General features: G+C 68.6%; 22 protein-coding genes and 1 pseudogene. 18 read left to right on the forward strand and 5 right to left on the reverse strand.

Going from position 1 to position 24,715, the window contains the following annotated elements:
* Positions 1 to 72: 72 nt before the first annotated feature.
* From EV640_RS14010 to glmM, 5 genes and pseudogenes are all read left to right on the forward strand, one after another.
* Positions 73 to 771 (forward strand): annotated as a pseudogene (locus EV640_RS14010) (MFS transporter); the annotation flags it as partial.
* A 163-nt stretch (positions 772 to 934) separates the two neighbouring features.
* The gene (locus tag EV640_RS14015) at positions 935 to 1,546 is read left to right on the forward strand and encodes an MFS transporter (RefSeq protein WP_341802712.1); all 612 of its coding nucleotides are present in this window, start codon (positions 935 to 937) and stop codon (positions 1,544 to 1,546) included.
* A 434-nt stretch (positions 1,547 to 1,980) separates the two neighbouring features.
* Positions 1,981 to 2,424, forward strand: a complete 444-nt coding sequence (gene rplM / locus EV640_RS09320) for a 50S ribosomal protein L13 (protein WP_036473275.1) — start codon at positions 1,981 to 1,983, stop codon at positions 2,422 to 2,424.
* 37 nt (positions 2,425 to 2,461) lie between these two features.
* A complete protein-coding gene (gene rpsI / locus EV640_RS09325) occupies positions 2,462 to 2,959 on the forward strand; it encodes a 30S ribosomal protein S9 (protein WP_036473276.1) in 498 nt (165 codons plus the stop codon).
* 114 nt (positions 2,960 to 3,073) lie between these two features.
* Positions 3,074 to 4,426, forward strand: coding sequence for a phosphoglucosamine mutase (glmM, locus tag EV640_RS09330; RefSeq protein WP_036473277.1), 1,353 nt, complete (start codon positions 3,074 to 3,076; stop codon positions 4,424 to 4,426).
* Between the two features lie 70 nt (positions 4,427 to 4,496).
* Here glmM and mscL read toward each other — a convergent pair whose 3' ends face one another.
* From mscL to coaA, 3 genes are all read right to left on the reverse strand, one after another.
* Positions 4,497 to 5,027 (reverse strand): large conductance mechanosensitive channel protein MscL, encoded by a 531-nt coding sequence (gene mscL / locus EV640_RS09335; RefSeq protein ID WP_084479291.1) that lies wholly within the window; start codon positions 5,025 to 5,027, stop codon positions 4,497 to 4,499.
* A gap of 85 nt (positions 5,028 to 5,112) precedes the next feature.
* Positions 5,113 to 6,048, reverse strand: a complete 936-nt coding sequence (locus tag EV640_RS09340; RefSeq protein WP_133726322.1) for a M15 family metallopeptidase — start codon at positions 6,046 to 6,048, stop codon at positions 5,113 to 5,115.
* Between the two features lie 84 nt (positions 6,049 to 6,132).
* The gene (gene coaA / locus EV640_RS09345; RefSeq protein WP_051500804.1) at positions 6,133 to 7,122 is read right to left on the reverse strand and encodes a type I pantothenate kinase; all 990 of its coding nucleotides are present in this window, start codon (positions 7,120 to 7,122) and stop codon (positions 6,133 to 6,135) included.
* Between the two features lie 86 nt (positions 7,123 to 7,208).
* Here coaA and glmS point away from each other — a divergent pair, with 86 nt between their 5' ends.
* The 8 genes from glmS (at position 7,209) to EV640_RS09390 (ending at position 15,421) form a co-directional block, all read left to right on the forward strand.
* A complete protein-coding gene (gene glmS, locus EV640_RS09350; RefSeq protein ID WP_133726323.1) occupies positions 7,209 to 9,080 on the forward strand; it encodes a glutamine--fructose-6-phosphate transaminase (isomerizing) in 1,872 nt (623 codons plus the stop codon).
* A 94-nt stretch (positions 9,081 to 9,174) separates the two neighbouring features.
* Complete coding sequence (locus EV640_RS09355; protein ID WP_036473539.1) at positions 9,175 to 9,525, forward strand: holo-ACP synthase; 351 nt, start codon at positions 9,175 to 9,177, stop codon at positions 9,523 to 9,525.
* Positions 9,526 to 9,527: 2 nt separating this feature from the next.
* The gene (locus EV640_RS09360; protein WP_051500777.1) at positions 9,528 to 11,012 is read left to right on the forward strand and encodes an NAD(P)H-hydrate dehydratase; all 1,485 of its coding nucleotides are present in this window, start codon (positions 9,528 to 9,530) and stop codon (positions 11,010 to 11,012) included.
* A gap of 45 nt (positions 11,013 to 11,057) precedes the next feature.
* The gene (gene alr, locus EV640_RS09365) at positions 11,058 to 12,260 is read left to right on the forward strand and encodes an alanine racemase (protein ID WP_036473281.1); all 1,203 of its coding nucleotides are present in this window, start codon (positions 11,058 to 11,060) and stop codon (positions 12,258 to 12,260) included.
* Positions 12,257 to 12,847, forward strand: coding sequence for a tRNA (adenosine(37)-N6)-threonylcarbamoyltransferase complex ATPase subunit type 1 TsaE (tsaE, locus tag EV640_RS09370; RefSeq protein ID WP_133726324.1), 591 nt, complete (start codon positions 12,257 to 12,259; stop codon positions 12,845 to 12,847). The genes alr and tsaE overlap by 4 nt, the downstream gene beginning before the upstream one ends.
* A 17-nt stretch (positions 12,848 to 12,864) precedes the next feature.
* On the forward strand, positions 12,865 to 13,593 hold the full coding sequence (tsaB, locus tag EV640_RS09375) for a tRNA (adenosine(37)-N6)-threonylcarbamoyltransferase complex dimerization subunit type 1 TsaB (protein WP_036473283.1): 729 nt from the start codon (positions 12,865 to 12,867) through the stop codon (positions 13,591 to 13,593).
* On the forward strand, positions 13,590 to 14,225 hold the full coding sequence (rimI, locus tag EV640_RS09385) for a ribosomal protein S18-alanine N-acetyltransferase (RefSeq protein WP_243832285.1): 636 nt from the start codon (positions 13,590 to 13,592) through the stop codon (positions 14,223 to 14,225). Before tsaB ends, rimI begins: the two co-directional genes overlap by 4 nt.
* On the forward strand, positions 14,222 to 15,421 hold the full coding sequence (locus EV640_RS09390; protein ID WP_133726325.1) for a tRNA (adenosine(37)-N6)-threonylcarbamoyltransferase complex transferase subunit TsaD: 1,200 nt from the start codon (positions 14,222 to 14,224) through the stop codon (positions 15,419 to 15,421). The genes rimI and EV640_RS09390 overlap by 4 nt, the downstream gene beginning before the upstream one ends.
* Here EV640_RS09390 and EV640_RS09395 read toward each other — a convergent pair whose 3' ends face one another.
* Positions 15,422 to 16,585 carry a glutamate--cysteine ligase gene (locus EV640_RS09395; RefSeq protein WP_036473285.1) on the reverse strand — a complete coding sequence of 388 codons (1,164 nt, stop codon included), beginning with the start codon at positions 16,583 to 16,585 and terminating at the stop codon, positions 15,422 to 15,424.
* A 169-nt stretch (positions 16,586 to 16,754) separates the two neighbouring features.
* Here EV640_RS09395 and EV640_RS09400 point away from each other — a divergent pair, with 169 nt between their 5' ends.
* Positions 16,755 to 18,572, forward strand: coding sequence for a glycoside hydrolase family 3 N-terminal domain-containing protein (locus EV640_RS09400; RefSeq protein ID WP_243832286.1), 1,818 nt, complete (start codon positions 16,755 to 16,757; stop codon positions 18,570 to 18,572).
* Positions 18,573 to 18,576: 4 nt separating this feature from the next.
* On the opposite strand, the gene EV640_RS09405 is transcribed toward EV640_RS09400, so the two are convergent.
* Positions 18,577 to 19,866 (reverse strand): THUMP-like domain-containing protein, encoded by a 1,290-nt coding sequence (locus tag EV640_RS09405; protein ID WP_133726326.1) that lies wholly within the window; start codon positions 19,864 to 19,866, stop codon positions 18,577 to 18,579.
* 230 nt (positions 19,867 to 20,096) lie between these two features.
* Here EV640_RS09405 and EV640_RS09410 point away from each other — a divergent pair, with 230 nt between their 5' ends.
* The 4 genes from EV640_RS09410 to EV640_RS09425 all read left to right on the forward strand — a co-directional run bounded on the left by EV640_RS09410 (position 20,097) and on the right by EV640_RS09425 (position 24,323).
* On the forward strand, positions 20,097 to 21,251 hold the full coding sequence (locus EV640_RS09410; RefSeq protein WP_133726327.1) for a siderophore ABC transporter substrate-binding protein: 1,155 nt from the start codon (positions 20,097 to 20,099) through the stop codon (positions 21,249 to 21,251).
* A 179-nt stretch (positions 21,252 to 21,430) separates the two neighbouring features.
* Positions 21,431 to 22,468 (forward strand): ABC transporter permease, encoded by a 1,038-nt coding sequence (locus EV640_RS09415; RefSeq protein WP_133726328.1) that lies wholly within the window; start codon positions 21,431 to 21,433, stop codon positions 22,466 to 22,468.
* Positions 22,465 to 23,556: an iron chelate uptake ABC transporter family permease subunit gene (locus EV640_RS09420; RefSeq protein WP_133726329.1), complete on the forward strand. Its 1,092-nt coding sequence runs from the start codon at positions 22,465 to 22,467 to the stop codon at positions 23,554 to 23,556. Before EV640_RS09415 ends, EV640_RS09420 begins: the two co-directional genes overlap by 4 nt.
* A complete protein-coding gene (locus EV640_RS09425) occupies positions 23,553 to 24,323 on the forward strand; it encodes an iron ABC transporter ATP-binding protein (protein ID WP_036473291.1) in 771 nt (256 codons plus the stop codon). Before EV640_RS09420 ends, EV640_RS09425 begins: the two co-directional genes overlap by 4 nt.
* Positions 24,324 to 24,715 lie beyond the last annotated feature (392 nt).

Here is a 24,715-nt window from a genome sequence, read left to right on the forward strand (position 1 = left end):
GGCCATACTCATTCGGGCTCGCCTTCACCGAAGAAGGCCCTCATCCCTGACCTGCAAAGGAACCAACCACAGATGAGCACCACCTCTCGTTCGCAGGACTCCGGCATCGGCGGCGTCGCGTGGGTCGTCCTGGTCGCCGCGTTCGGCGGCTTCCTCTTCGGCTTCGACACCGCTGTGATCAATGGGGCCGTGGGTCCCATCCAGGCCCAGTTCGGCCTCTCTGACATCGCGGTGGGCTTCACCGTCTCCTCCGCACTGCTGGGCTGCATGATCGGCGCCTGGGCCGGTGGCAGCCTCTCGGACCGGATCGGCCGCCAGCGGGCCATGATGGTCGCCGCGGCGCTGTTCTTCATCTCAGCGATCGGTTCAGGGCTGGCCTTCGGCTCCGTGGACCTGGTGCTCTGGCGCGTGCTCGGCGGCATCGGCGTCGGCATGGCCTCGGTGATCGCCCCGGCCTACATCGCCGAGGTCGCCCCGACCCACCTGCGTGGACGCCTCGGCTCCACCTGGCAGCTCGCCATCGTGGTCGGCATCTTCATGGCCGCCTCCTCCAATGCCTTCATCGCCAATGTCGCCGACGGCGCGGCGGAAGAGCTCTGGTTCGGACTGGAGGCCTGGCGCTGGATGTTCCTGCTCGAGGCCGGACCGGCGCTGCTCTACGGCCTGCTGGCCTCCTCGATCCCCGAATCGCCGCGCTACCTGATCTCCCGTGGCCGGGAGAAGCAGGCCGCGAAGGTGCTCGAAGAGATCGTGGGCGTTCGGGGGGAAACGGCGATCGCGCAGAAGATCAAGGAGGTCCGGGAGACCATCAACCTCGAGGCGCGGCAGAAGTTCCGTGACCTCATCGTCAGCGGCAAGCTGACCCCCATCGTCTGGGTCGGTCTGGGTCGGTCTGGGCCTGGCGGTCTTCCAGCAGTTCGTCGGCATCAACGTCATCTTCTACTACTCCAACACCCTCTGGCAGGCCGTGGGCATCGCGGAGGATCAGGCCTTCCTGGTCCAGATCATCACCACGAGCGTGAACATCGTGGCCACCGTCATCGGCATCATCATCGTGGACAAGGTGGGCCGCCGGATCCCGCTGGCCGTCGGCTCGGCCGGCATGGCCCTGGGTCTGGGCATGATGGCGGTGGCGTTCAGCCAGGCCATCATCACGATCGGGGCCGACGGCGAGGAGCTGGTCTCGCTGCCGGGCGCCTGGGGCATGATCGCGCTGGTCTCCGCGAACGTCTTCGTGCTCTTCTTCGGCGCCACCTGGGGGCCCTTCATGTGGGTCCTGCTGGGGGAGATGTTCCCCAACCGGATCCGTGCGGTGGCACTGGGCGTCACCGCCTCAGCAAACTGGGCCGCGAACTTCCTGATCTCGATGCTGTTCCCCGAGATGGCGGCGTTCTCGCTGGTCTTCGCCTACGGCTTCTACGCCGCCTCGGCGCTGCTCTCGATGTTCTTCGTGCTCAAGTGGGTGCCCGAGACCAATGGGCGCGAGCTGGAAGACATGTCAGACGGCGCCTATGAGAAGGCTCCACGGGCCACAAAGGCCCGCTGAGCCAGCGCTGGGTCCCGCCCCGGATGGGGCTGAAGCCTCGCCTGGATAAGGGTTGAAGCCTTGCCAGGATCGGAGCTGAAGCCCCGCCAGGATGGGGGCTGAAGCCCCGCGGAGAAGCACCGCCCCCGCCCGGAGCGAGGGTCACCGCCAGTCGATCTGGAGGGTGACTTTGCTCAAAGGCGGGGGCGCTCTGTATAGTTGTTGGTTGTTGTGCGTGTCCACCCTTGCGTGGGTTCGTGTCGAGGCGGCTCAGTTGCATGGTCGTCAGCCTCCGCGGACTGCAGGGGAACTCACGGGCCCGGTCTTTTCCCAGTCCTCACCTGGGAATCCGGATGTCGCACTCGCGAAGAAACAGTCACTGACACTCGGTGCCTCTCACACACCAGAGAGTCCAGTGCACTGAACCGTAGAACATCGACCGAAGGCATACCAACGTGCGTACGTACACCCCGAAGCCTGGCGACGCCGACGCCCAGTGGCACGTCATCGACGCGACTGACGTCGTGCTGGGCCGGCTCGCTTCCCAGACTGCCGCGCTGCTGCGCGGCAAGCACAAGCCGACCTTCGTCCCACACCAGGACATGGGCGACTTCGTCATCATCATCAACGCCGAGAAGGTCGCCATGACTGGCGACAAGGCCGAGAAGAAGCGCTACTGGCGCCACTCCGGCTTTCCCGGCGGCATCAAGTCGCTGACCTTCAACGAGATGGTCGAGCGCTACCCCACCCGCGCCGCCTACCAGGCGGTCAAGGGCATGTTGCCGCATAACAAGCTCGGAACGGCTCAGCTGAAGAAGCTGCGCGTCTATGCAGGTGCAGAGCACCCGCACGTCGCGCAGCAGCCGAAGCCGTTCGACATCTCCCAGGTCACTCAGTAGTCCTGGCCACCCGACACTAGAATTTTCAAGGAGAATCGTGGCTCAGAACACTGAAGAGCTCACCGAAACCGAGGAGCTTTCAAGCTACACCTCGGAATCAACCCCCACCGAGGAGACCGCCGGCGAGTCCGAGCGTGCACCGTTGACCGTCGGCGGAGCCGCCATCGGTCGACGCAAGCGCGCACGTGCTCGTGTCCGCATCACCCCGGGCACCGGCACCTGGACCCTCAACGGTCGCAGCCTGGAGGAGTACTTCCCCAATAAGCTGCACCAGCAGGAAGTGAACGATCCCTTCACCCTGCTCGATCTCAAGGGCGCCTACGACGTCATTGCCCGCATCGACGGCGGCGGCCCCTCGGGCCAGTCCGGCGCGCTGCGGCTCGGCATCTCCCGGGCGCTGAACGAGATCGACCGCGACCACAACCGCGCGGCACTGAAGAAGGCTGGATTCCTGACTCGCGACGCCCGTGCGGTGGAGCGCAAGAAGGCCGGTCTGAAGAAGGCTCGCAAGGCACCGCAGTACTCCAAGCGCTGATCACCCAGCACTGTTTCCAGTGCTGACCCCAGCTGCTCGAAGAACCCCGCCGGAGACTCTCCGGCGGGGTTCTTCGCGTCTGTGCGGGATCTGCCCAGTAGACTGACCGTCATCATGGCACGACTTTTCGGCACTGACGGCGTGCGCGGTGTGGCCAACGAGCTGCTCACCGCTGAACTCGCCCTCACCCTCTCCCAGTCAGCAGCAACCGTCCTCGGTCACCAGCAGGTGCCCCCCGGCACCCGGCCCACCGCAGTGGTGGCGCGGGACCCTCGCATCTCCGGGGAGTTCATCTCCGCCGCGGTGCAGGCCGGCATCGCCAGCAGCGGGGTCGATGTCTTCGACGCCGGCGTGCTGCCCACCCCGGCAGCAGCCTTCCTGGTCGCCGACATCGGGGCGGACTTCGGCGTGATGATCTCCGCCTCGCACAACCCGGCCCCGGACAACGGCATCAAGTTCCTGGCCCGGGGCGGCCACAAGCTCGACGACGCCGCCGAGGACGCCATCGAGACCGAGATGGGGCGCACGCCCCCGCGGCCCACCGGAGCCGACGTCGGGCGGATCAGCCGGTTCGCCGACGCGGAGGACCGATACCTGGTGCACCTGCTTCGCTCGCTGAACGGCGTCAGCCTCAAGGGGCTCAAGATCGTGCTCGACTGCGCCCACGGTGCTGCCGCCGGGGTCTCGCCCCAGGCCTTCACCGATGCCGGGGCCGAGGTGGTCGTCATCGGGGCCGAGCCCGACGGTCTGAACATCAACGAGGGCTACGGCTCCACCCACCTGGGCCCGCTGCAGGACGCGGTGCGCGAGCATGGAGCCGACCTGGGCATCGCCCACGACGGCGACGCCGACCGCTGCCTGGCCGTGGACCACACCGGAGAGATCATCGACGGTGACCAGATCATGGGGGTCTTGGCGATCGCGCAGCAGGAAGCCGGCACCCTGGTCGATGACACCCTGGTCGTCACGGTGATGTCGAACCTCGGCCTGAAGCTCGGCATGGAGGCCGCAGGGATCAAGCTGGTGGAGACCGCGGTCGGGGACCGCTACGTGCTCGCCGCGATGCGCGCAGCGGGTTACAACCTCGGAGGCGAGCAGTCGGGGCATCTGATCTTCGCGGACTACGCCACCACCGGTGACGGACTGCTCACCGGGCTGCAGCTCGCCGCCCGGGTAGCGGCCACCGGCAGGTCGGTCCGGACCCTCGTGGCAGAGTCGATGACTCGGCTTCCACAGGTGCTGATCAACGTCAAGGGCGTGGACCGGACTCGGGTCAAGACGCACCAGTCGGTGCAGGAGGCCGTCGCGCAGGTCGAGGCCCGACTGGGCGCCACCGGCCGGGTGCTGCTGCGTCCCTCGGGCACGGAGCCGGTGGTCCGGGTCATGGTGGAAGCCCCGACGGCAGACCTCGCCCGCGCCGAGTCCGAGGCGCTGGCCGACATCGTGAAGGCCGAACTCGCGCTGTGACCCCATAGCCCCAGCGAGGGGCAGTGCCCTTCTCCGTCGAGGGGCGGTGCCCCTCAACGTGGGGTGGGGTTCAGTCCTTGCCCCAGACCACGTCTTTGGCCTTGCCGAGCACCGAATGGCGCCTGGGCCCCTGGGTGCTCTGCTGCTCCGCGTCCTCGGCCGCCTGCCGCTGGGCCTCGGCCAGGGAGGCGAGGAACGCGGGATTGGTGACCTCGGTCTGGGCCTTGAGCTGATCCCGGATCTCGCGCAGCAGCGAGATGTTTTCATCCTCCGCCTCCGGCGGAGCAGCCTGTGAGCGGCGCTCCCTGGCCTCGATCATGCGCGTCATCGGCGCAATGATCACGAAGTAGACGGCGCCGGCGATCAGCAGGAAGTTCACCAGGGCGGTCAGCAGCACCCCGAAACGGATCGGAGTGTCGTTGAGCATCACCACCGCGAAGTCATCGAAGTCGGGGGTGCCCACCAGCGCGGAGATCAGGGGCATCAGCACGCTCTCCACCAGTGCGGTGACGACTGCGGTGAACGCGGTGCCGATGACCACCGCGGTGGCCAGGTCCACGACGCTTCCGCGCGTGATGAAGAGTCTGAATCCCTTGAGCATGGAAGAAGTCTAGGACACCGAGAACCCGCTGACCGGGTCGGCATCGGGCGCCCCCGGGGTGCTCAGCAGGGGCTCACGGTGCGCCTCAGGGCAGGGCAGGCTCGGCGTCGTCGTACTCCGCAGCCGCCGGCTGGTCCCAGTACTCCTCCAGGGTGAGTCCCTCGGCGGAGACCTCCTGCGCGGTCTCCTCACCGACATAGCGCAGATGCCAGGGCTCAAACTCGTAGCCGGTGATCTGTTCGGCCCCTTCCAGATACCGGATCACGAATCCATGGTCTGCGGCGTGCTCCGCCACCCACTGGCCCTCCGGGGTCTCCGCGAAGCAGTGCCCCTGGATGCATTCGGGGTTCTCGATGCTGATCACATCGGCCGCCAGCCCGGTCTGGTGCTCCGAGTAGCCGGGCCGAGCCACGAGCTCGTCGGTGGCTTCGGTGCCCACAGACGCGTGGCGGTTCGCATACAAGCTCACCTGCGCGTCATAGGACCGGTAGCCACTGGTCATGGCGAGGACCTGGCCATCCTCCGCCGCGGCGGCGATGAGCTGCTCGAGCGCCTCGGCGGCGGGTTCGCGCAGCATCAGCTGGTTCTCGGTGGTCGTGCGGACCTCCGGAACCTCCAGGTCTGTGGGGGCGTAGTCCTCGGGCTCCAGCGGATTCTGCGGGTTCACCAGGACATGGATGGAGTCCGGGTCCCAGGAGGGCTCGCTGGCGCGCTCCGGGGACGGCTCCGGAGAGGGCTCTGGGCTTGCCTCTGGAGCGGGCTCGGGGGTCTGCTCGGAGTCCGGAGACGCGTCCTGGGCATCCGGGACCTGGTCCCCGCGCACCTCGGAGAGCGTCTGGTCCACGTCCAGCGCGGCACGCACCCCGTCCCAGGCCCGGGGCAGCAGGAAGACGGTCAGCGCGAGCGCGCCGAGGAGCAGCAGAGCCACCAACACGCGACGTCGCCGGTACATCCGGGCGCGGCGGGCCTGCTGCTGCTGCCATTGACGACGCCCGTCCGGGCTCAGCCGTGCTTTCGACATCAGGCGCCCCCTCGGCAAGGACTGGGCAGCATGCGGGCGGCGGTGGAGGTGTAGACGAAGCGGGGCAGAACCATGTTCGAGGCGTCAGACCTTGCGCAGCAGGACGCGGGAGACCGAGTGATCCTCACCCTTGGCCATCACCAGCCGGGCTCGGGAGCGGGTCGGGGCGATGTTGGCGCGCAGGTTCGGACCGTTGATCCGGTTCCAGATCTCGGAGGCGCGCGCCTGCGCCTGCTGGTCGTCGAGGAAGGAGTACTGGTGGAAGTAGCTCTGCGGATCGGCGAACGCGCCGTCGCGCCAGCGCATGAACCGGTCCACGTACCACTGCTCGATGTGCTTGGGCTTGGCATCGACATAGATCGAGAAGTCGAAGAAGTCGCTCAGCGCCAGACCGGTGGTGCCGTCCTCGCGCACCCGTGCCGGCTGGAGCACGTTGAGGCCCTCGACGATGAGCACATCGGGCTGGCGAATCACCACTTCACGGTCCGGGACGATGTCGTAGACCAGGTGGGAGTACCACGGGGCGCGCACCTCGGGCTTGCCGGACTTCACCTCGGAGACCATGCGCAGCAGCGCCCTGCGGTCGTAGGCCTCCGGGAAGCCCTTGCGGTCCATCAGGCCGCGGCGCTGCAGCTCGGCGTTGGGATACAGGAAGCCGTCGGTGGTCACCAGCTCCACCCTGGGGGTCGAGGGCCAGCGGCGCAGCATCTCCTGAAGCACGCGGGCGGTGGTGGACTTGCCCACCGCCACCGATCCGGCCACCCCGATGACAAAGGGGGTGCGCAGGGTCTGCTCGCCGAGGAACTCGTTCGCCGCAGAGCGCAGCTGCGCCGCAGACTCCACATAGATCGAGAGCAGCCGACTCAGCGGCAGGTAGATCTGCTCGACCTCGTTGAGCGAGAGGTGCTCACCGATGCCGCGCAGCCGGTCCACGTCGTCCTGGTTCAGCGGCTGTTCGATGGTGTCGGCCAACCGGGCCCAGGCCTGGCGGTCAAGCTCCGCGAAGGGCGAGTGCGAGGTGTTCGGCTGATCCGGCTTGTACGGGGAGCCCGCCCAGGGTGCGGTGCCCGCCACCAGGGCCGGCAGCGGTCCCGTGGAGGCGCGCGGATGAGGATCTTCGGATGGGCGTTCAGACACGTTGACACGATACGCTATCCCTCATGTGTGGAATCGTCGGCTATATAGGCCTGCCCGAGAAGACCAGTCAGCACTCAGCACTTGATGTGCTCCTAGAGGGCCTCCGCCGTCTGGAGTACCGCGGATACGACTCCGCGGGCGTGGCGACCGTGACGGCCGGGAGCGTCTCGACGCGGAAGAAGTCCGGCAAGCTCGCCAACCTCCTGGCGGAGATCGACGAGGCCCCGATGCCCGAGGCTTCGGTGGGCATCGGTCACACCCGCTGGGCCACCCACGGCGCGCCCAACGACGCGAACGCACACCCGCACCTGGCCGACGACGGCAAGCTCGCAGTGATCCACAACGGCATCATCGAGAACTTCGCCCAGCTCAAGGCCAAGCTCGTCGCCACCGGCGAGGAGTTCAGCTCCCAGACCGACACCGAGGTGGCCGCGAAGCTGATCGGTCAGTACTTCACCGGCTCGGCTGCGGGGGACCTGACCGAAGCGATGCGCCTGGCCGCCAGCGAGCTCGAAGGCGCCTTCACGCTGCTCGCGGTCCACGCCGACCAGCCTGACCGCGTGGTCGCCTCGCGCCGGAACTCACCGCTGGTGGTGGGCCTGGGCGAGGGGGAGAACTTCCTCGGCTCCGACGTCTCCGGCTTCATCGACTTCACCCGTGAGGCCGTGGAGCTCGAGCAGGACCAGGTCGTGACCATCACCACCGAGGACGTCGCGATCATCAACTTCGACGGCACCCCCGCGGAGGGCAAGCGCTTCTCGGTGAACTGGGACGCCGCCGCCGCCGAGAAGGGCGGCTACGGCACCTTCATGGAGAAGGAGATCCACGACCAGCCCAAGGCCGTGGAGGACACCCTGCTGGGCCGCACCGACGCCTCCGGCCGCCTGGCGCTCGACGAACTGCGCATCGACCCTGAAGAGCTCAAGGGCATCTCCAAGATCATCGTGCTGGCCTGCGGCACCTCCGCCTACGCCGGCATGGTCGCGAAGTACGCCATCGAGCACTGGGTGCGCGTGCCCGTGGAGGTGGAGCTCAGCCACGAGTTCCGCTACCGCGACCCGATCATCGATGACTCCACACTGATCGTCTCGCTCTCCCAGTCCGGAGAGACCATGGACACCCTGATGGCGGTCCGCTACGCCAAGGAGCAGGGCGCCCGGACCCTGGCGATCTGCAACACCAACGGATCCACCATCCCGCGTGAATCCGACGCGGTGCTCTACACCCACGCCGGACCCGAGATCGCGGTGGCCTCCACCAAGGCCTTCCTCGCCCAGATCACCGCCTCCTACCTGCTGGGCCTCTACATGGCGCAGCTGCGCGGGAAGCTCTTCCAGGGCGAGATCGAGGACATCCTGGCTGATCTGCACAAGATCCCCGCCAAGATCCAGGAAGTCCTGGACGGCGGCGAGCAGATCCGCGAGCTCGCTCGCGAGATGGCCCAGGCCCCCTCGGTGCTCTTCCTCGGACGCCACGTCGGCTACCCGGTGGCGATGGAGGGCGCGCTCAAGCTCAAGGAGATCGCCTACATCCACGCCGAGGGCTTCGCCGCCGGCGAGCTCAAGCACGGTCCGATCGCGCTGATCGACGAGGGCCAGCCGGTCTTCGTGGTGGTCCCCTCTCCGCGCGGCCGCGACTCGCTGCACGCCAAGGTGGTCTCCAACATCCAGGAGGTCCGCGCCCGCGGCGCCAAGACGATCACCGTGGCCGAGACCGGCGACGCTGACGTCGTGGACTACTCCGAGACGGTCTTCTACGTCCCGGAGACCCAGCCGCTGCTGATGCCGCTGCTGACCACCGTCCCGCTGCAGATCTTTGCCTGTGCTCTGGCCGCCGAGAAGGGCTACGACGTCGACCAGCCGCGCAACCTGGCCAAGTCGGTCACCGTGGAGTGACCATCGATATTGAAGTGACCCGCTGCGCGGCGCGAGCCGCACAGCGGGGGTGCCCCTGCAGCTGAGCGTGATCCCGCGGAAGAAGGAGCAGCACATGATCGTCGGAATCGGCGTCGACGTGGTCCTGGTGACCAGGTTCGAACATCAGCTGCGCCGAACCCCGGCTCTGCGGCAGCGACTCTTCGTCCCGGCCGAGCGTGAGCTCAACACCCGCTCGCTCGCCGCGCGCTTCGCGGCGAAGGAGGCGGTGGCCAAGGCGCTGGGCGCCCCGGCGGGCATGAACTGGCAGGACTGCCAGGTGGTCATGGACTCCTCCGGAGCACCGCATGTCAAGGTCTCAGGGACCGTGGAGCAGGTGGCCGAGTCCAAGGGTGTCAAACGCTGGCACCTCTCGCTCTCCCACGACGGCGACGTGGCCACCGCCATGGTGGTCGCAGAGGGCTGATCATGACCGCAGCCTTGCTTCCGCTCTACTCCGGCACCCAGGTTCGCTCCGCCGAGCTGCCCCTGCTCGAGGCCGGCCAGGGTCCCGCCCTGATGCGGCGGGCCGCCTACGGCCTGGCCAGCCAGGTGCTGGATCTCTTGCGCCGCGCCGACGGGATCTACGGCGCCCGAGTCGTGGGCCTGATCGGCTCCGGAAACAACGGCGGCGACGGACTCTACGCGCTGGCCGAGCTGCGTTCCCGCGGCGTCGACGCACAGGCGGTGCTGGTGGCCGAGCGCGCCCACCCGCAGGCGCTGGAAGCCTTCCTCCGTGCTGGGGGACGACTGCGTGCGGATGTCCCGCCGAATACCACGGTGCTCATCGACGCGATCCTGGGCACCGGCGCCCGCGGCGGGCTCAGCCTCCCGGAGGTCCCAGGGCTGAGCGCCGCGGCCAGCACCAGCACAGTCGTCGCCTGCGACATCCCCTCCGGGGTCGAGGCGGACACGGGCCGCTGCCCCGGTGACGCGATCCCCGCCCAGCACACCGTCAGCTTCGGTGCCGCGAAGCTGGGGCTGCTGCTGGGGGAGGGAGGCCTGCTCAGCGGGGAGATCCGCACCGTGGACATCGGGCTCCAAGACCAGCTGCCAGGCCCCGCCGCCTGGGAGCTGACCGGTCCCGAGCTCAGCGCTCCGCGACCGCGACCGGGGGACCACAAGTACAGTCGCGGAATCCTTCAGGTGGTGGCCGGCTCCGCGCAGTTCCCCGGAGCCGCGGAGCTGACCGTGGGTGCGGCCATCACCTCCGGGGTCGGGATGGTCCGGCTGAAGGCCGAGCCCAGCGTCTCCTCCGCGGTGCTGCAGTCCTGGCCCGAGGCCGTGATGAGTCAGGGCCGGGCCGAGAAGGCCATCGAGGGCGCCACCGCCGCCGCGATCGGGCCGGGCCTCGGACGCGACCGCTCCCGCCAGGTGGAGGCCGAGACCATGCTGCGCGCCACCGTGGAGGCCCAGATGCCCTGCGTGCTCGACGCCACCGGTCTGGAGCTGCTCCGCGGCGATCTGCTCAGCTCCGGCGGACTCGGCGCTCAGCTGATCCTGACCCCGCACCTGGGCGAGGCCCGCCGGATTGCCGAGGCGTTGGAGGACCAGCCCCTGCAGCGGCTGCTCGCCGGGGAGCCTGACACCCTGGAGTCCGCCCGCGCGCTGGCCGCGACCCTCGGCGCCACGGTCCTGCTCAAAGGACCCAGCACCGTGGTGGCAGGACCCGACGGCGCGGCACCGCTGATCGTGCGCTCCGCGACCCCCGGTCTGGCCACCGCCGGCACCGGCGACGTTCTGACCGGGATCATCGGGGCGCTGCTGGCCACCGCGTCGAGCGTGCAGGACCTGGACTTTTCCCGGATCGCCGCCGAGGGCGCCCGGCTCCACGCCGCCGCCGCTCAGCGTCTGGATCCCCACGGCCGGGGACACTTCGGAGCCAGCGCGCTCATCGGCGCGCTGCGCGAGTAGCCACCGCGCCGCACCTGTGTCCGCGGCTCTCGATAGGGTGGTTCCATGAGCATCATCGGCGACCCCCGCGCCACCCCCCGTCTTCCCGAGGCCGTCGAGCGCGCGGCCGTGATCGACCCCGCCGCGATCCGGCACAACGTGCGCACCATCGCCTCCTACGTGCATCCGGCCAAGGTGCTGGTAGCTGTGAAGGCCGAGGGCTACGGGCACGGAGCGGTCACCGCGGCCCGGGCCGCGCTCGAGGGGGGAGCAGACTGGCTGGGCACCGCCCATGTCAGCGAGGCGCTGGTGCTGCGCGCAGCCGGCATCGAGGCGCCGATCCTGGCCTGGCTCCATACCCGCGGGACCGACTTCGCCGCGGCCATCACCGAACACATCGATCTGGGCATCTCCGGCTGGGAGATCCACCACGTGGCCCGCGCGGCAGAGGCCCTGCAGAAGCCGGCCCGCGTGCACCTGAAGATCGACACCGGACTGGGCCGCAACGGCTGCACCGTGGAGCAGTGGCCCGAGCTGCTGAGCCTCGCCGCGCAGTGCCAAGAGCGCGGTCTGATCAGCGTGGAGGGCATCTTCACCCATCTCGCCGTGGCCGACGAGCCTGACCGCCGGGAGACCGATGACCAGCTGGAGGTGTACCGCCACGCGCTCGAGGTGGCGCAGGAGCACCGGATCGTGCCGGACCTTCGCCATGTGGCGAACACGCCGGCCGCCTTCTCTCGCCCGGACGCACATTTCGACATGGTGCGTGTCGGAGTCGGGGTCTACGGGCACAGCCCCTTCGCCGACCGGACCGCAGAAGACCTGGGACTGCGTCCGGCGATGGAGCTGCGCACCACCGTGGCCAACGTCAAGCAGGTCCCGACCGGCCAGGGGATCAGCTATGGACTCACCCACCGGGTGGACCGGCCCACCAGCCTGGCGCTGGTTCCCCTGGGCTACGCCGACGGGATCCCCCGGGTGGCGGTCCACGCCCCGGTGTGGATCAACGGCCGGCGCTACCAGTCGGTGGGCCGGGTGGCGATGGACCAGTTCGTGGTCGACCTCGAGGAGCTTGACACCCCGGTCCAGGTCGGAGACGAGGTGGTGATCTTCGGGGGAGACTCCGGGATCGAGGCCGCGGACTGGGGCAGCGCGGCCGGAACGACCAACTACGAGATCATCACCCGGATCGGGGAACGCGTGCCGCGCGTGGTCCTGGACTCCGAGCAGGCCCCCTCCGCCGCCACCCCGCAGCAGGGCTCCGCATGAGCGGCCTGCAGAGCCCGGCCGCACCCCTGGAGGGGCAGCTGTGGAGCATCGAAGTGGTCCTGGAAGACCTGGAGGCCACGGCCAGGTTCGCCGCAGATCTCGCCGGACTGCTCAGGCCGGGTGCGCTGCTGGTGCTCACCGGAGGTCTCGGGGCGGGCAAGACCACCTTCACCCAGTCCCTGGGCGGCGCACTGGGAGTCAGCGGGATGATCAGTTCCCCGACCTTCATCCTCAGCCGCATCCACCGGGCGCAGGGCCTGGGGCCCGACCTGGTGCATGTGGACGCCTACCGCACCGACCCGGAGGGCCTGGAATCTCTGGATCTGAGCTCCACCATGGCCGATTCCGTGACCGTGGTGGAATGGGGCCGCGGAATGGTCGAGGCGGCACTGGTCGGAACGGCGGGATCCTGGCTGGACCTCGAGTTGATCAGGGATTCGCAGGCGGAGGCCACCCCGCAGGATTCCCCCGGGAATGCCGGGATCATCACCGACTTCTCCGAGACCGAGGCCGATCTGCTGGGGTCCCGACGGCGCGCCGTGCTGCGCGGCTACGGGCCTGCCTGGGTTCAGCCCCCGCAGCTGTGAGGAACTACCATGGAGGGGTGATTCTTGCGATCGACTCCTCTGCCGGCGCCTCCGTGGCCGTGCTCGACGCCGGTGGGGTGCGCGCCCAATGGCGCACCGCTGAGACGACGACCCATGCCGAGGTGCTCGCCGAGGCGGTGGCGCTCACGATGCGCGACGCCGAGGCGACCGGTGCCGGGCTGCGCGGCGTCGTCGTCGGAGTGGGCCCGGGCCCGTTCACCGGACTGCGGGTCGGTCTCGCGCTGGCGCAGTCGCTCGCCGAGGTCTGGGGCGTCGCGCTCTATGGAGTGTGCAGCCTGGACTCCTTGGCGCAGCGCGCCGTGAACCAGCCGGCTGAGTCGGGAACCTCGGCATCGGGAGAGTTCCTGGTCGCCAGCGACGCCCGCCGCCGCGAGGTCTACTGGGCCCGCTACCGTGCCGACGCCCACGGGTTCGCCGAGCTGCTCGAGGGCCCCCGGGTCAGCGCCGCCACCGAGCTGCCCGAGCTCCCGGTGGTCGGGGTGGGTGCCAGTCTGTATCCGCAAGACCTCACTGCTCGTGGGGCGGCGGAATCACACTGGCTGCCCGATGCGGTGGAGCTGGGCCAGCTCGCCCAGCGTCAGCTGGGGCAGATCCCAGAGCCGCAGCGCAGCGGGGAACCGACGGCTGCTGCCGCCGGGACGGGGCTGCGCGAGCCGCTTCCGCTGTACCTGCGCGAGTCCGACGCCAAGGTCCCGGCCCAGATGCGCGCGAAGCAGGCGTCATGACCGGCACGACCCCGCCGCCGGACCCCAATACCTCGCCGTCCCCACCGGACCCCAATACCTCGCCGTCCCCACCGGACCCCAAGACCCCGCCGCCCACGCCGTCCCCCGCGGCCGAGGCTTTCGGCCTCACTCCGATGACGGCCCTCGACGTGGACGAGGTGCTCGCGCTGGAGCACCGGCTCTTCCCGCAGGACGCCTGGCCGGAGAGCTTCTTCTACGACGAACTGGCACACACCGCCTCCGGCCCGGGGGCCGAACCCACCCGTCGATACTGGGTGGCCCGGGACGCCGGGGGCCGGCTCGCCGGCTACGCCGGCATGATGTGCGTGCTGCCGCTGGCCGATGTGCAGACCCTGGCAGTGGCCCCCGAGTCCCAGGGTCACGGACTCGGCACCCGTCTGCTGGGCCTGCTGATCAGCTCGGCCCGAGAGCAGTCCGCCGAGCAGATCCTGCTCGAGGTCCGTTCGGACAACCCGGGGGCGCAGGCGCTGTATCGCCGTGAGGGCTTCAGCCACATCCATACCCGGGCGCAGTACTACCCGGACGGCGAAGATGCGTTGATCATGGCGAAGCCGCTGATCGACCTCACCGCACCCAGCTCGGCAGCAGATCTCAGGAGTCCCTTCACATGAGCGAGACCTTCTCAGCCCGCAGCGCCCCGCTGGTGCTCGGCATCGAGACCTCCTGCGACGAGACCGGGATCGGGATCGTCCGCGGGACCGAACTGCTGGCGAACACCGTCGCCTCCTCTATGGAGGAACACGTCCGCTTCGGCGGCGTGATCCCGGAGATCGCGGCCCGCGCCCACCTCGAGGCCTTCCTCCCGACGCTGCGTGAGGCGCTGGAGACCGCCGGGATCGAGCTGCACGAGGTGGACGCGATCGCCGTCACCTCCGGCCCCGGGCTCGCCGGAGCGCTGATGGTCGGGCTCTCCGCCGCGAAGGGGCTCGCCCTGGCGGCGGACAAACCGCTCTACGGAGTCAATCACCTGGTTGCCCACGTCGGCGTCGGGCTGCTGGACCCCCACGAGAATCCCTCCGGTGGCCCTGCCCAAGAGCCCTCCGGGCACCGCGCCGGCAACCCCGGCGCTGAGCCCGACGCTGAGCCCGACGCTGAGCCCGAGGCTGGGCCGCGAGGCATGCGCAGGCTGCCGGAGAACACCGGGGCGCTGCTGGTCTCCGGCGGCCACACCGAAATCCTTCGAGTCGGCTCGCTGACCAGCGACGTGGAGCTGCTGGGCTCGACGATCGACGACGCTGCCGGTGAGGCCTTCGACAAGACCGCCCGGCTGCTGGGACTGGGCTACCCCGGCGGGCCAGCGATCGACGCCGCCGCGGTGGCCGGGGACCCACACGCCTTCCGCTTCCCGCGCGGCCTGACCATGCCGAAGTTCGAAGGCTCCGCGCAGAACCCGGGGAAGCATCGGCACAACTGGTCCTTCTCCGGGCTCAAGACCGCGGTGGCGCGCGCTGTGGAGCAGTTCGAGGCCTCCGGCCGGCCGGTCCCGGTGGCAGACATCGCCGCCAGCTTCCAGGAGGCGGTGGTGGATGTGATCACCGCCAAGGCGGTGCGCGCCAGCCTGGAACACGGCATCACCACGCTGATGCTGGGCGGGGGAGTCGCGGCGAACCAGCGGCTGCGCGAGCTGCTGGCGCAGCGTTGCGCCGCCGCCGGCCTCGAGCTTCGGATCCCGCCGGTGAGCCTGTGCACCGACAACGGTGCCATGGTCGCTGCCCTGGGCGCGCAGCTCGTCGCCGCCGGAGTCACGCCCTCCTCGCTGCAGATCCCGGCCGATTCCTCCCAGCCGGTGCAGCAGATCAGCGTCTGATCAGACCCGCCGCGGACCGTTGATCGACATCCGGGTCCTGGCGGCCGCGTCGAGCACCACCTGCCGCAGATCCCCCTGGTGGGTCTCCGCGACCTGGCGCTGACGGATATAGCCGGCGCCTTCGCGCATCATCTGCTCGACCAGGGCGAGCTCATCGGCGCAGCCGAGCTCCTTGGCCACCGGTTCCAGCCGGTTCAGCTCCTGCTGAAGGTGATCGGTGACCAGCATCTCGTCACCTTCGGCGTTGAGGATGATCTCGGCGTCCAGGCCGTAGCGCGCGGCGCGCCATTTGTTCTCCTGCACGAACCATGGCGGCATCGAGACCACCTTGCCGCCGTTCTCCAGGTCCTTGACCGTGGAGTGCACGATGCACTGGGTGAGCGCCGCGACCCCGGCGATCTCTTCGAGCGTGGCGAGACCGTCACAGACCCGCAGCTCCACGGTGCCCAGCCGCGGCACGGCACGCACGTCCCAGCGCACCTCGGTGACATCTTTGATCACGCCGGTGTGCTCCAGGTCGCTGACGGCCCGCTCATAGCCGGACCATTCCTCGAACTGGAAGGACGCACCGGCGGTGGGCAGCTGCTGGAAGACCAGCGCCCGCTGCGAGGCGTATCCGGTGTCCTCACCCGACCAGTAGGGCGAGGAGGCGGTCAGCGCCTGGAAATGGGCGTTGTAGTTGCACAGGGCGTTGACCGCCGGCATCGCCTGGGCCACGTCATCGAGGCCCACGTGCACGTGTACCCCGTAGATCACCATCTGCCGGCCCCACCACTGGGTGCGCCGGATCAGCTCCGCGTAGCGCTCTTTATCCGTCACCTCCTGCTCGGTGGGTGCGGCGAAGGGATGGGAGCCCTGGCAGTAGAGCTCGACGTCGAGCGGCTCACAGTGGCGCATCACGTTGCTGGCGGTCTCGCGCAGCTGATCCACCCCGGTGTTCACATCCGGGCAGACATCGGTGATCAGCTCCACGGTGTTGGTCAGCAGCTCCTGCTTCACGTAGGGGTGCTCGTCCTCCGGGCCCAGATCCGGCAGGTCCTCGTGACAGGACCGCAGGATCTGGTCCGCCACGGACCGGAGATCTCCGGATTGCCGATCCACCAGGGCCAGCTCCCACTCGAGGCCCAGGGTGGAACGTCGTGACTGCGCGAAGGGTAGTTCCAACTTGGCTCCTCAGGGTGTCAGGGCCGGCGGCCGCATCAACACACAGAATACTGCCCCGGCTGGACGATTCCCGATACCCGGCCCGGAGTTCCCCTGGAGGTCGGGACTCTCAGGACTCGCGTCCGAGGTCCGGCCCAGCTGTCCAGGCGGCGCGGATATCCTGGCTGACATGTCTTCCGCCGGTTCCTCACGTCCTCGCCCCCTCGTGGCGGCGGTGCTGCTGTCTTCCCTGCTGCTGAGCTCCTGTGCCGGGGGCGCCGATCCGGATGCCTCCGGGGATCCGTCGGAGCCGAGCGAGCAGAGCGCCGAGGATGCCGCGGCGGAGGCCGAGGAGCAGCGCCGCGCCGAGGCCGAGCAGGCCCAGGAGGCCGCGCTCGCCGGGCCCGCTGAGGAGCACCAGGAGCGGGCCGCCGAGATCGTGGCCGAGTACTCGCTCAGCGAGCTGGCCGGATCCGTGCTGGTGGGGGAGTACGCGACCCCCGATGCCTCCGGCATGGTTGCCCTGATCGAGGAGCTGCACCTGGGCGGTGCCATCATCATGGGCGCCAACGTCCCTGTCGCCGAGGGAGGTGTCGACACCCAGGAGCTGGCCGCCGCGCTGAGCACGCTGGGCGAGGCCGGCGGCGAGCGCGAGGTGCCCCCGATGATCAGCGTGGACCAGGAAGGCGGCCTGGTCACCCGGGTCGGCGCCCCGCTCACCGAATGGCCCACCCCGATGGCCTACGGAGCGGCCGGCCCAGGGCAGGCTGATTCCGGGCAGGACGATCCTGAACAGGAACAGCCGGAGGTGGACGCGCAGGACGACGACGGCGCGCTCACCCGGACTGGACACCGCTTCCTCGCCGCTGAGCTGGCTGACCTGGGGTTCACCACCAGTTTCGCGCCCAACGGCGACGTCACAGTCGGTGCCTCCGATCCGACCATCGGCTCCCGGTCCTTCGGCTCGGACGCCGAGGCCGTCGCGGAACTGACCATGGAGGGCATCCGCGGCCTCGCCGAGGGCGGACTTGCGGGCTCGGTCAAGCACTTTCCCGGGCATGGTTCCGTGACCGAGGATTCCCACCAGACACTTCCGGTCCAGGGCGCCAGCCTCGAGGAGCTGCGCGCCCGCGACTGGGCACCCTTCGCCGAGGCCGCCGAGGCCGGTGTCCCGATGATCATGATGGGCCACATCGAGGTGCCTTCGCTGGAAGCAGACGTCCCCTCTTCACTCTCCGCCGCCGCCTACACCGAGCTGCGGGAGCTGGGTCACGACGGCGTGGTGGTCACCGACGCGCTGAACATGGGCGCCATCGTCCAGGGCTATGGCGGGGACCAGGCCGCCGTGACCGCGTTGAGCGCAGGCGCGGACCTGCTGCTGATGCCCGCCGACCTCCGCGGCGCCCACACCGGCATCGTCACGGCGGTGGAGTCGGGCGAGCTCGACCGCTCTCGCCTCGAGGAGGCGGCCGAACGTGTCGCCGCGCTTCAGCTCTGGCAGGCCGAGCTGGCCGACGGAGAGCTCGCCGCGGGGCCCGGCGCCCAGCTGCCCGAGCAGCTGCGCGGCGAAGATGCGCAAGGAGACGCCGACCAGGAATCAGAGTCCGGCAGTGCAGAAGAGACCGCGGCGGAGCTGAGTGAATCCGCGGTGACTCTTGTCGCTGGAGAGTGTGAGGCCGACCTGGCCGACGCCGGCATCACCATCCTCGGCGGCACCGACCAGGACCGCGCCCGGCTGACCTCAGCCGCCGAGGCTGCCGGCCTCACCGTGGGAACCGGCGCGGTGGTGAACCTGGTCGGGGAGTCCAGCGCCGCCGGTGGTGACGTCGCCGTGGCCCTGGACCGTCCCGAGGTGTTGGCCGAGGCCGACGCCCCCACCCAGATCGCGCTCTACGGCCGCACCCAGGAATCCTTCCAGGCGCTCGCCGCGGTGCTCGCCGGAGCCCAGGCCCCTGGAGCGCTTCCGGTGAAGGTGGGCGAGCTGCCGCGCGGCCACTCCGCCTGCTGAGCGGCTACAGCGGCTCCACCACGGCGAAGACCCGCTCCTCGCCCAGCCGGGTGATCACCACGGTGGCCCGGTGCCGGGGTCCCTTGGTGCGCTTCTTCGGCAGGACCTGCTGGCGGAGCTGTTCCGGGACGACGTCGACCCCGCGCTTCTTGATCTCCAGACTGGTCACCCCGGAATCGGCCACCCAGGCCTTGAGCGACTTGACGTTGTAGGGCCTGACCTGGAGCACCCGGAACTGTCGGGAGAGCCGATAGGCGGGGTCCCCCACGGGCTCATCGGCGCAGAAATAGGCGATGTGCTCATCGAGCAGGTGAGCATCCAACGAGTCGGCGAGCTCGGCGACGAGCCCGGAACGGATCACAGCCGGGTCCGGCTCATGCAGCACCCCGGAGAGCCCGGCTCGCCCCTCGGGTTCCAGCTGCGCGCCGGATCCGAAGTCGGTCTCGCTGATCAGCTCCACGGGCGTGGCGCCGTCGCTGGGCAGCAGTGTGGCGGCCCGGCGCACCCCGGGGCGGGCCAGCGCATTGAACCAGAGCACCACTTCCACCAGATCTCCGTCCACAGAGACCCATTCGGCCTCACAGTCGGCCGGGATCAGCTCATGCGGCAGCCCCGGACCCAGCTTGACCCCCATCGGGGTGCCGGTGCTCGCCAGGGCGGTCACGAAGCTCAGCGGAGGGGAGAAGGACTCCGGGTCCCAGAGCCGAGAAGGCCCGGTCGAGGCGGAGTCCTGGGCCGCATGCGGATCGCGGCGTGCCGGATCCAGCCACAGGCCCCAACCTGGGGGAGCCCCGGTGCCGAGCAGATCAAAGGTCACGGCGAAGTCCTCGGCCGTGCCGTGCTGGACCGCCGCCTCCGGGAAGGGGTGCAGGTTCATCGTGGCCGCTGCGGCGATGCGCTCATCCGCCTCCACCGCCGTCACGGCCAGTCCCAGCGAGGCTGCCGCCATGGCATCTCCCCCCAGGCCGCAGCCGAGATCGATCACCCGATCCAGACCGGCGGTGCGGAAGCGCTGGGCATGACGCGCCGCCACCGGCAGCCGGGTCGACTGCTGCAGGCCCTCGTGGGTGAAGAGCATCTGCCCGGCGAACTCGCCGAACTTCTTCCGCGCCGCCGCGCGAAGCCGGGACTGCGTCAGGGCCGCCGCCACCCGATCCGGCGGGTGGCCGGCCTCGCGCAGCCGAAGGTTCAATCCGAAGGCCGCCTCCTCGTCATAGGGCGGCAGCGAGTTCAGCAGCTCCCACCCCTCCGGGGTGAGGACTGGGGAGAGAGGATCAGCGGCGGGGGAGGACACTTCTCCTACGGTACCGGTAGCTGCCCGCCGATCCGGGCGAATCCGCATGCTGGAGACCCCGCCACGAACAATACATCACGAACTGATGACCGAATCACACCTTCCCGACATATAGGGCACCCTATTTGCGCTCAATTAGATAAGTCTGTAGCTTCTATTTAGCTTAGGGGACACTAAGTCTTAATCTTCTTCCGGGAGTACCCGGAGCAATCACCGTGAAAGGCAGGGCCATGCCCACTGAAGACTTCGCACCCGAGGGCACCGCCTCCGAGAGCACTGCGCCCAAGCGCCCCCGGCTCGGGGCCGCAGGCCCTGAGTCCATTGCGCGCAGCTCGGCGCCGACGCCGCGCTCCCGGACCGCGGGTGCGCTCTCCCTGGGCCTCATCGCGATCTTCGCCCTGGGGGCCTGCGGCTCGCAGGCCGAGGCAGAAGAGCCCGAGGCCACCGAAGCGGAAGCAGCTGAAACGGAAGACGCCGAGGGTGAGGCTGAGGGTGAAGACGCTGCCACGGTCACCATCGAGGATGACCACGGCACCCACGAGGTCTCCACCGATCCCCAGAGCGTCGTCGTCACCGACAACAGGTCCTACCGGACTTTAGAGGCTTTCGGCGTCGAGCCCACTGCCGCCGCGCGCAGCCTGATGGACGCCCAGACCCATGACTGGGCTGAGGATGAGTCCATCCTGGATCTGGGCAATCACCGTGAGCCGGATCTGGAGAACATGGTTGCGGCGGAGCCTGATCTGATCATCAACGGGCAGCGCTTCCAGCAGTATTACCAGGACCTCGGAGGTCTTGCGCCCGAGGCCACCATTCTGGAATTCGAGCCGCAGGAGGACGCCGACCTGGTCGAAGAGCTGATCCGGAAGACTGAATCACTCGGCGAGGTATTCGGTGAGGAGGGTGTCGCCACCGAGCTCGTCGAAGAGCTCGAGGCCGAGATGGCGCGGGTCCAGGACGCCTACGACGGCGAGTCCACGGTGATGGGCCTGCTCACCTCCGGCGGTGACATGAGCTACGTGGCGCCAGGGCCTGAGGGCCGGTCTATCGGACCGGTCTTCGACACCTTCGACCTCACCCCCGCACTGGAGCAGGAGGGGGAGAACGAGTCCCACGGCGATGACATCTCTGTGGAGGCCATCGCCACCGCGAACCCAGACTGGCTGCTCGTGCTGGACCGCGAGGCCCGCCTCTCCCTGGACGAGGGCGAGGAGTACAGCCCCGCAGCCGAGATCGTCGAGGAGTCAGCCGCACTGGCCAACGTCTCCGCCGTGGAGAACGACCAGATCGTGTACCTGCCGGAGAACTTCTACCTCACCGAAGACATCCAGGCCTACACCGAGTTCTTCCGCGACTTCGCAGACGCACTCGAAGCCGCGGAATGACCGCAGTTCACTCTCTTGCCAGTCGGTGAATGATGGTCGCCCGACGGTCCCGCGCAGGCCTGGACAACCTGCGCGGGACCGTCTCCAACACGAAATACCTGTATTAGCTATTCAGGTCCACAGCGGGCGGACTATGCGGACCACTGCATAGCTCCAGCTCATCATGGAAAGCCCCTTCGATGCCTGACACCCCCTCTGCAGCGAGGAGTCGCGAGGACCTCGCGACTCCGGTCGCACGTGGCCCCCGAGAGACTCGCAAGCAGCGACTCCTCACCCCCGCGCTGCTGATCGCCGTGCTGATCACCTCAGGGCTGCTGATGCTCTCGCTGACCACCGGAGCGTACGACGTCTTCTCCGCAGACGGGTTCTGGATGTTCGGCATCACCCGGGTACCGCGCACCATCGCACTGGTGCTGGCCGGCGCTTCGATGGCCATGTGTGGACTGATCATGCAGCTGCTCACACAGAACCGCTTCGTGGAGCCCACCACCACCGGCACCACCGAGTGGGCGGGACTGGGGCTGATCCTGGTGCTCTGGCTCTTCCCAGGAGCCTCGATGCTCGCTCGGATGGGCGGGGCCGTGACGATGGCCTTCATCGGCACCGTCATCTTCTTCCTCTTCCTGCAGCGGGTCACCCTGAAGTCCTCCCTGATCGTGCCGATCATCGGGATCATGCTGGGCGCCGTGGTCAGCTCCTTCACGACCTACATCGCGCTGATGACCGACCACCTGCAGACCCTGGGCATCTGGTTCGCGGGCTCCTTCACCCGAGTGGTCGAGGGGCGCTACGAGCTGATGTTCCTGGTGCTGGGGGTGACCATCCTGGTGTTCATCACCGCCGACCAGTTCACGGTCGCCGGACTCGGCAAGGACATGGCCACCAACGTGGGCCTGAACTACACCGCCGTGCTCTTCATAGGCACCGCCATGGTGGCGGTGGCCACCGGGGTCACCGCCACGGTGGTCGGCACACTGCCCTTCCTGGGGCTCGTGGTGCCCAATATCGTTTCGCTCTTCCGCGGCGATGACCTGCGCAGCAACCTGCCATGGGTCGCGCTGCTCGGGATCGCGACCGTGACCGTCTGTGACCTGATCGGTCGCACCATCCGCGCACCGTTCGAGATTCCTGTCGGGCTGGTCCTGGGCCTGGTCGGCGCGGTGGTGTTCGTCGGGCTGCTGCTGCGGCAGCGCAAGAAAGGAGGGCTTCCCGCATGACCGCACAGCTCGATCGCGAACACCGCGCCACATCTGGCCCGGCCGGGGATGCCGGGTCACCGGGAGTCAGGTCGCCACATCGGGACGGTCGGCGCTCCGGGGCGATTACCACCAGGCGCCACGGCCTGCGCTACTGGGGCATCATGGCGCTGCTCGCCGGTCTCTCGGTGCTCTTCACCGCGGGGATCCTCAGCTACGAGAACCCGATGCCCGTGGGCTCCGACGGGTACTGGCTGATCGCAAAGATGCGCGCGGAGACCGTGCTGGTCATCGGCGTCGTCGTCTTCTGCCAGGCGATGGCCACGGTGTCCTTCCAGACCGCGACCAACAACCGGATCCTCACGCCCTCGATCATGGGATTCGAATCGCTGTATGTGGCGATCCAGACCGGTGCGGTGTTCTTCTTCGGCATCGCCGGGGTCACCCTGGTCACCGGGCTGCCGCAGTTCCTGATGCAGGCCGGGGCGATGGTGCTCTTCGCGACGATCCTCTACTCCTGGCTGCTCAGCGGGAAGTTCTCCAACATCCACATCATGCTGCTGGTGGGCGTGGTGATCGGCGGGGGACTGGGCTCGCTGTCGACCTTCATGCAGCGGGTGCTGACCCCCAGTGAGTTCGACGTGCTCACCGCGCGGCTCTTCGGCAATATCGGCAATGCCCGCGGGGAGTACCTGCCCTACGCGATCCCGATCGCGCTGGCGGCCGCAGGGGTGCTGTGGTGGCGGGCGCGACGGCTCAACGTGGTCGCGCTGGGACGTGACACAGCGGACAACCTCGGGGTCCACCACAGGCGCGAAGTGCTGATCATCCTGGCGCTGGTCTCGGTGCTGATGGCGATGAGCACCTCCCTGGTCGGCCCGATGACGTTCCTGGGCTTCCTGGTTGCGACCCTGGCATACCAGTTCGCCGACACCTACTCCCACCGGATGCTGTTCCCGATGGCCATACTCATCGGGTACGCCGTCCTGACCGGGGCGTACTTCATCATGCGCAACATCTTCTACGCCCAGGGCGCGGTGACCCTGATCATCGAGCTCATCGGCGGCGTCGTCTTCCTGATAGTCCTGATGCGAAAGGGTCGCCTGTGATCAGCCTTACCGAGGTCGCCAAGAACTACGGCACAGAAGGGGCCAGCGACACCGTGGCCATCGGCCCGGTCAGCGTGGACATCGCCGCCGGCGGCATCACCGCCCTGGTGGGCCCCAACGGTGCCGGAAAGTCCACCATCCTGACCATGATCGGGCGGCTGCTCGATGTGGACGCCGGGCGGATCGAGGTGGCCGGGCACGACGTCGTGAGCTCGCCCTCGAAGACCATCGCCAAGATCCTCTCCATCCTGCGCCAGGAGAACCACTTCGTCACCCGGCTCACGGTGCGCCAGCTGGTGGGCTTCGGCCGGTTCCCACACTCCCGGGGCCGGCTCACCCTTCAGGACGAGCGGCACATCTCCGAGGCCATCGACTTCCTGGACCTCACCGCACTGGAGGGCCGCTACCTGGATCAGCTCTCGGGTGGTCAGCGGCAGCGGGCCTACGTGGCCATGGTGCTGGCCCAGCACACCGACTATGTGCTGCTCGATGAGCCGCTGAACAACCTGGACATGCAGCATGCGGTGCAGATGATGCAGCAGCTGCGCCGCGCCGCCGACGAGCTGGGCCGGACCGTGGTGATCGTGCTGCACGACATCAACTTCGCCGCCCGCTACTCGGACAGGATCCTGGCGATGAAGGATGGCGTAGTGGTCGAGCACGGAACCCCTGCGGAGATCATGCAGGATGCGGTGCTGACCCGAGTCTTCGATACTGAGGTCACCGTGATCGAGGGTCCGCGCGGGCCGCTCGCGGTGTACTACTGAGAGCTCTCGTTGATGAGTGATCGCGTGGCGATGTTCGACAGGAGCGGCCTTGAACCGCAGAGGACGAAGATCTCTACTCACGCCATGCGCACGGTGGACCCGGATCTGGGCACTCCGGTGCTGAACCCGGAACTGAGTGGATCATCCGGTCCCGTCGGCACCGCTGCGGAATCTGACCCTGACCGACAGCGGCACCGAAGCATATGACGCTCGTGTGCAGGGGGCTCGTGGATGCGATGCAGTCGTTGTGCGGTGATAGGCAACGGTGACTGAAGCAACCTTCACGAGCCATCGATGACCAGGGCGGGTCCGCAGCCGATACCGCAGGCCCGCCCTGGCGCACCACGTGTCAGCTGCCCCGCACGTCCTGCGCCGAGGACTTCGCGGAGTCT

The sequence above is a fragment of the Nesterenkonia aurantiaca genome, from assembly GCF_004364585.1.
Taxonomy (GTDB): domain Bacteria; phylum Actinomycetota; class Actinomycetes; order Actinomycetales; family Micrococcaceae; genus Nesterenkonia; species Nesterenkonia aurantiaca.

Coding starts and splice junctions, on each gene's coding strand:
- glmM (WP_036473277.1), top strand. CDS start 3,074: ATGGCACGACTTTTCGGCACTGACGGCGTGCGCGGTGTGGCCAACGAG.
- mscL (WP_084479291.1), bottom strand. CDS start 5,027: ATGCTCAAGGGATTCAGACTCTTCATCACGCGCGGAAGCGTCGTGGAC.
- EV640_RS09340 (WP_133726322.1), bottom strand. CDS start 6,048: ATGTCGAAAGCACGGCTGAGCCCGGACGGGCGTCGTCAATGGCAGCAG.
- glmS (WP_133726323.1), top strand. CDS start 7,209: ATGTGTGGAATCGTCGGCTATATAGGCCTGCCCGAGAAGACCAGTCAG.
- EV640_RS09355 (WP_036473539.1), top strand. CDS start 9,175: ATGATCGTCGGAATCGGCGTCGACGTGGTCCTGGTGACCAGGTTCGAA.
- EV640_RS09360 (WP_051500777.1), top strand. CDS start 9,528: ATGACCGCAGCCTTGCTTCCGCTCTACTCCGGCACCCAGGTTCGCTCC.
- alr (WP_036473281.1), top strand. CDS start 11,058: ATGAGCATCATCGGCGACCCCCGCGCCACCCCCCGTCTTCCCGAGGCC.
- tsaE (WP_133726324.1), top strand. CDS start 12,257: ATGAGCGGCCTGCAGAGCCCGGCCGCACCCCTGGAGGGGCAGCTGTGG.
- rimI (WP_243832285.1), top strand. CDS start 13,590: ATGACCGGCACGACCCCGCCGCCGGACCCCAATACCTCGCCGTCCCCA.
- EV640_RS09390 (WP_133726325.1), top strand. CDS start 14,222: ATGAGCGAGACCTTCTCAGCCCGCAGCGCCCCGCTGGTGCTCGGCATC.
- EV640_RS09400 (WP_243832286.1), top strand. CDS start 16,755: ATGTCTTCCGCCGGTTCCTCACGTCCTCGCCCCCTCGTGGCGGCGGTG.
- EV640_RS09410 (WP_133726327.1), top strand. CDS start 20,097: ATGCCCACTGAAGACTTCGCACCCGAGGGCACCGCCTCCGAGAGCACT.
- EV640_RS09415 (WP_133726328.1), top strand. CDS start 21,431: ATGCCTGACACCCCCTCTGCAGCGAGGAGTCGCGAGGACCTCGCGACT.
- EV640_RS09420 (WP_133726329.1), top strand. CDS start 22,465: ATGACCGCACAGCTCGATCGCGAACACCGCGCCACATCTGGCCCGGCC.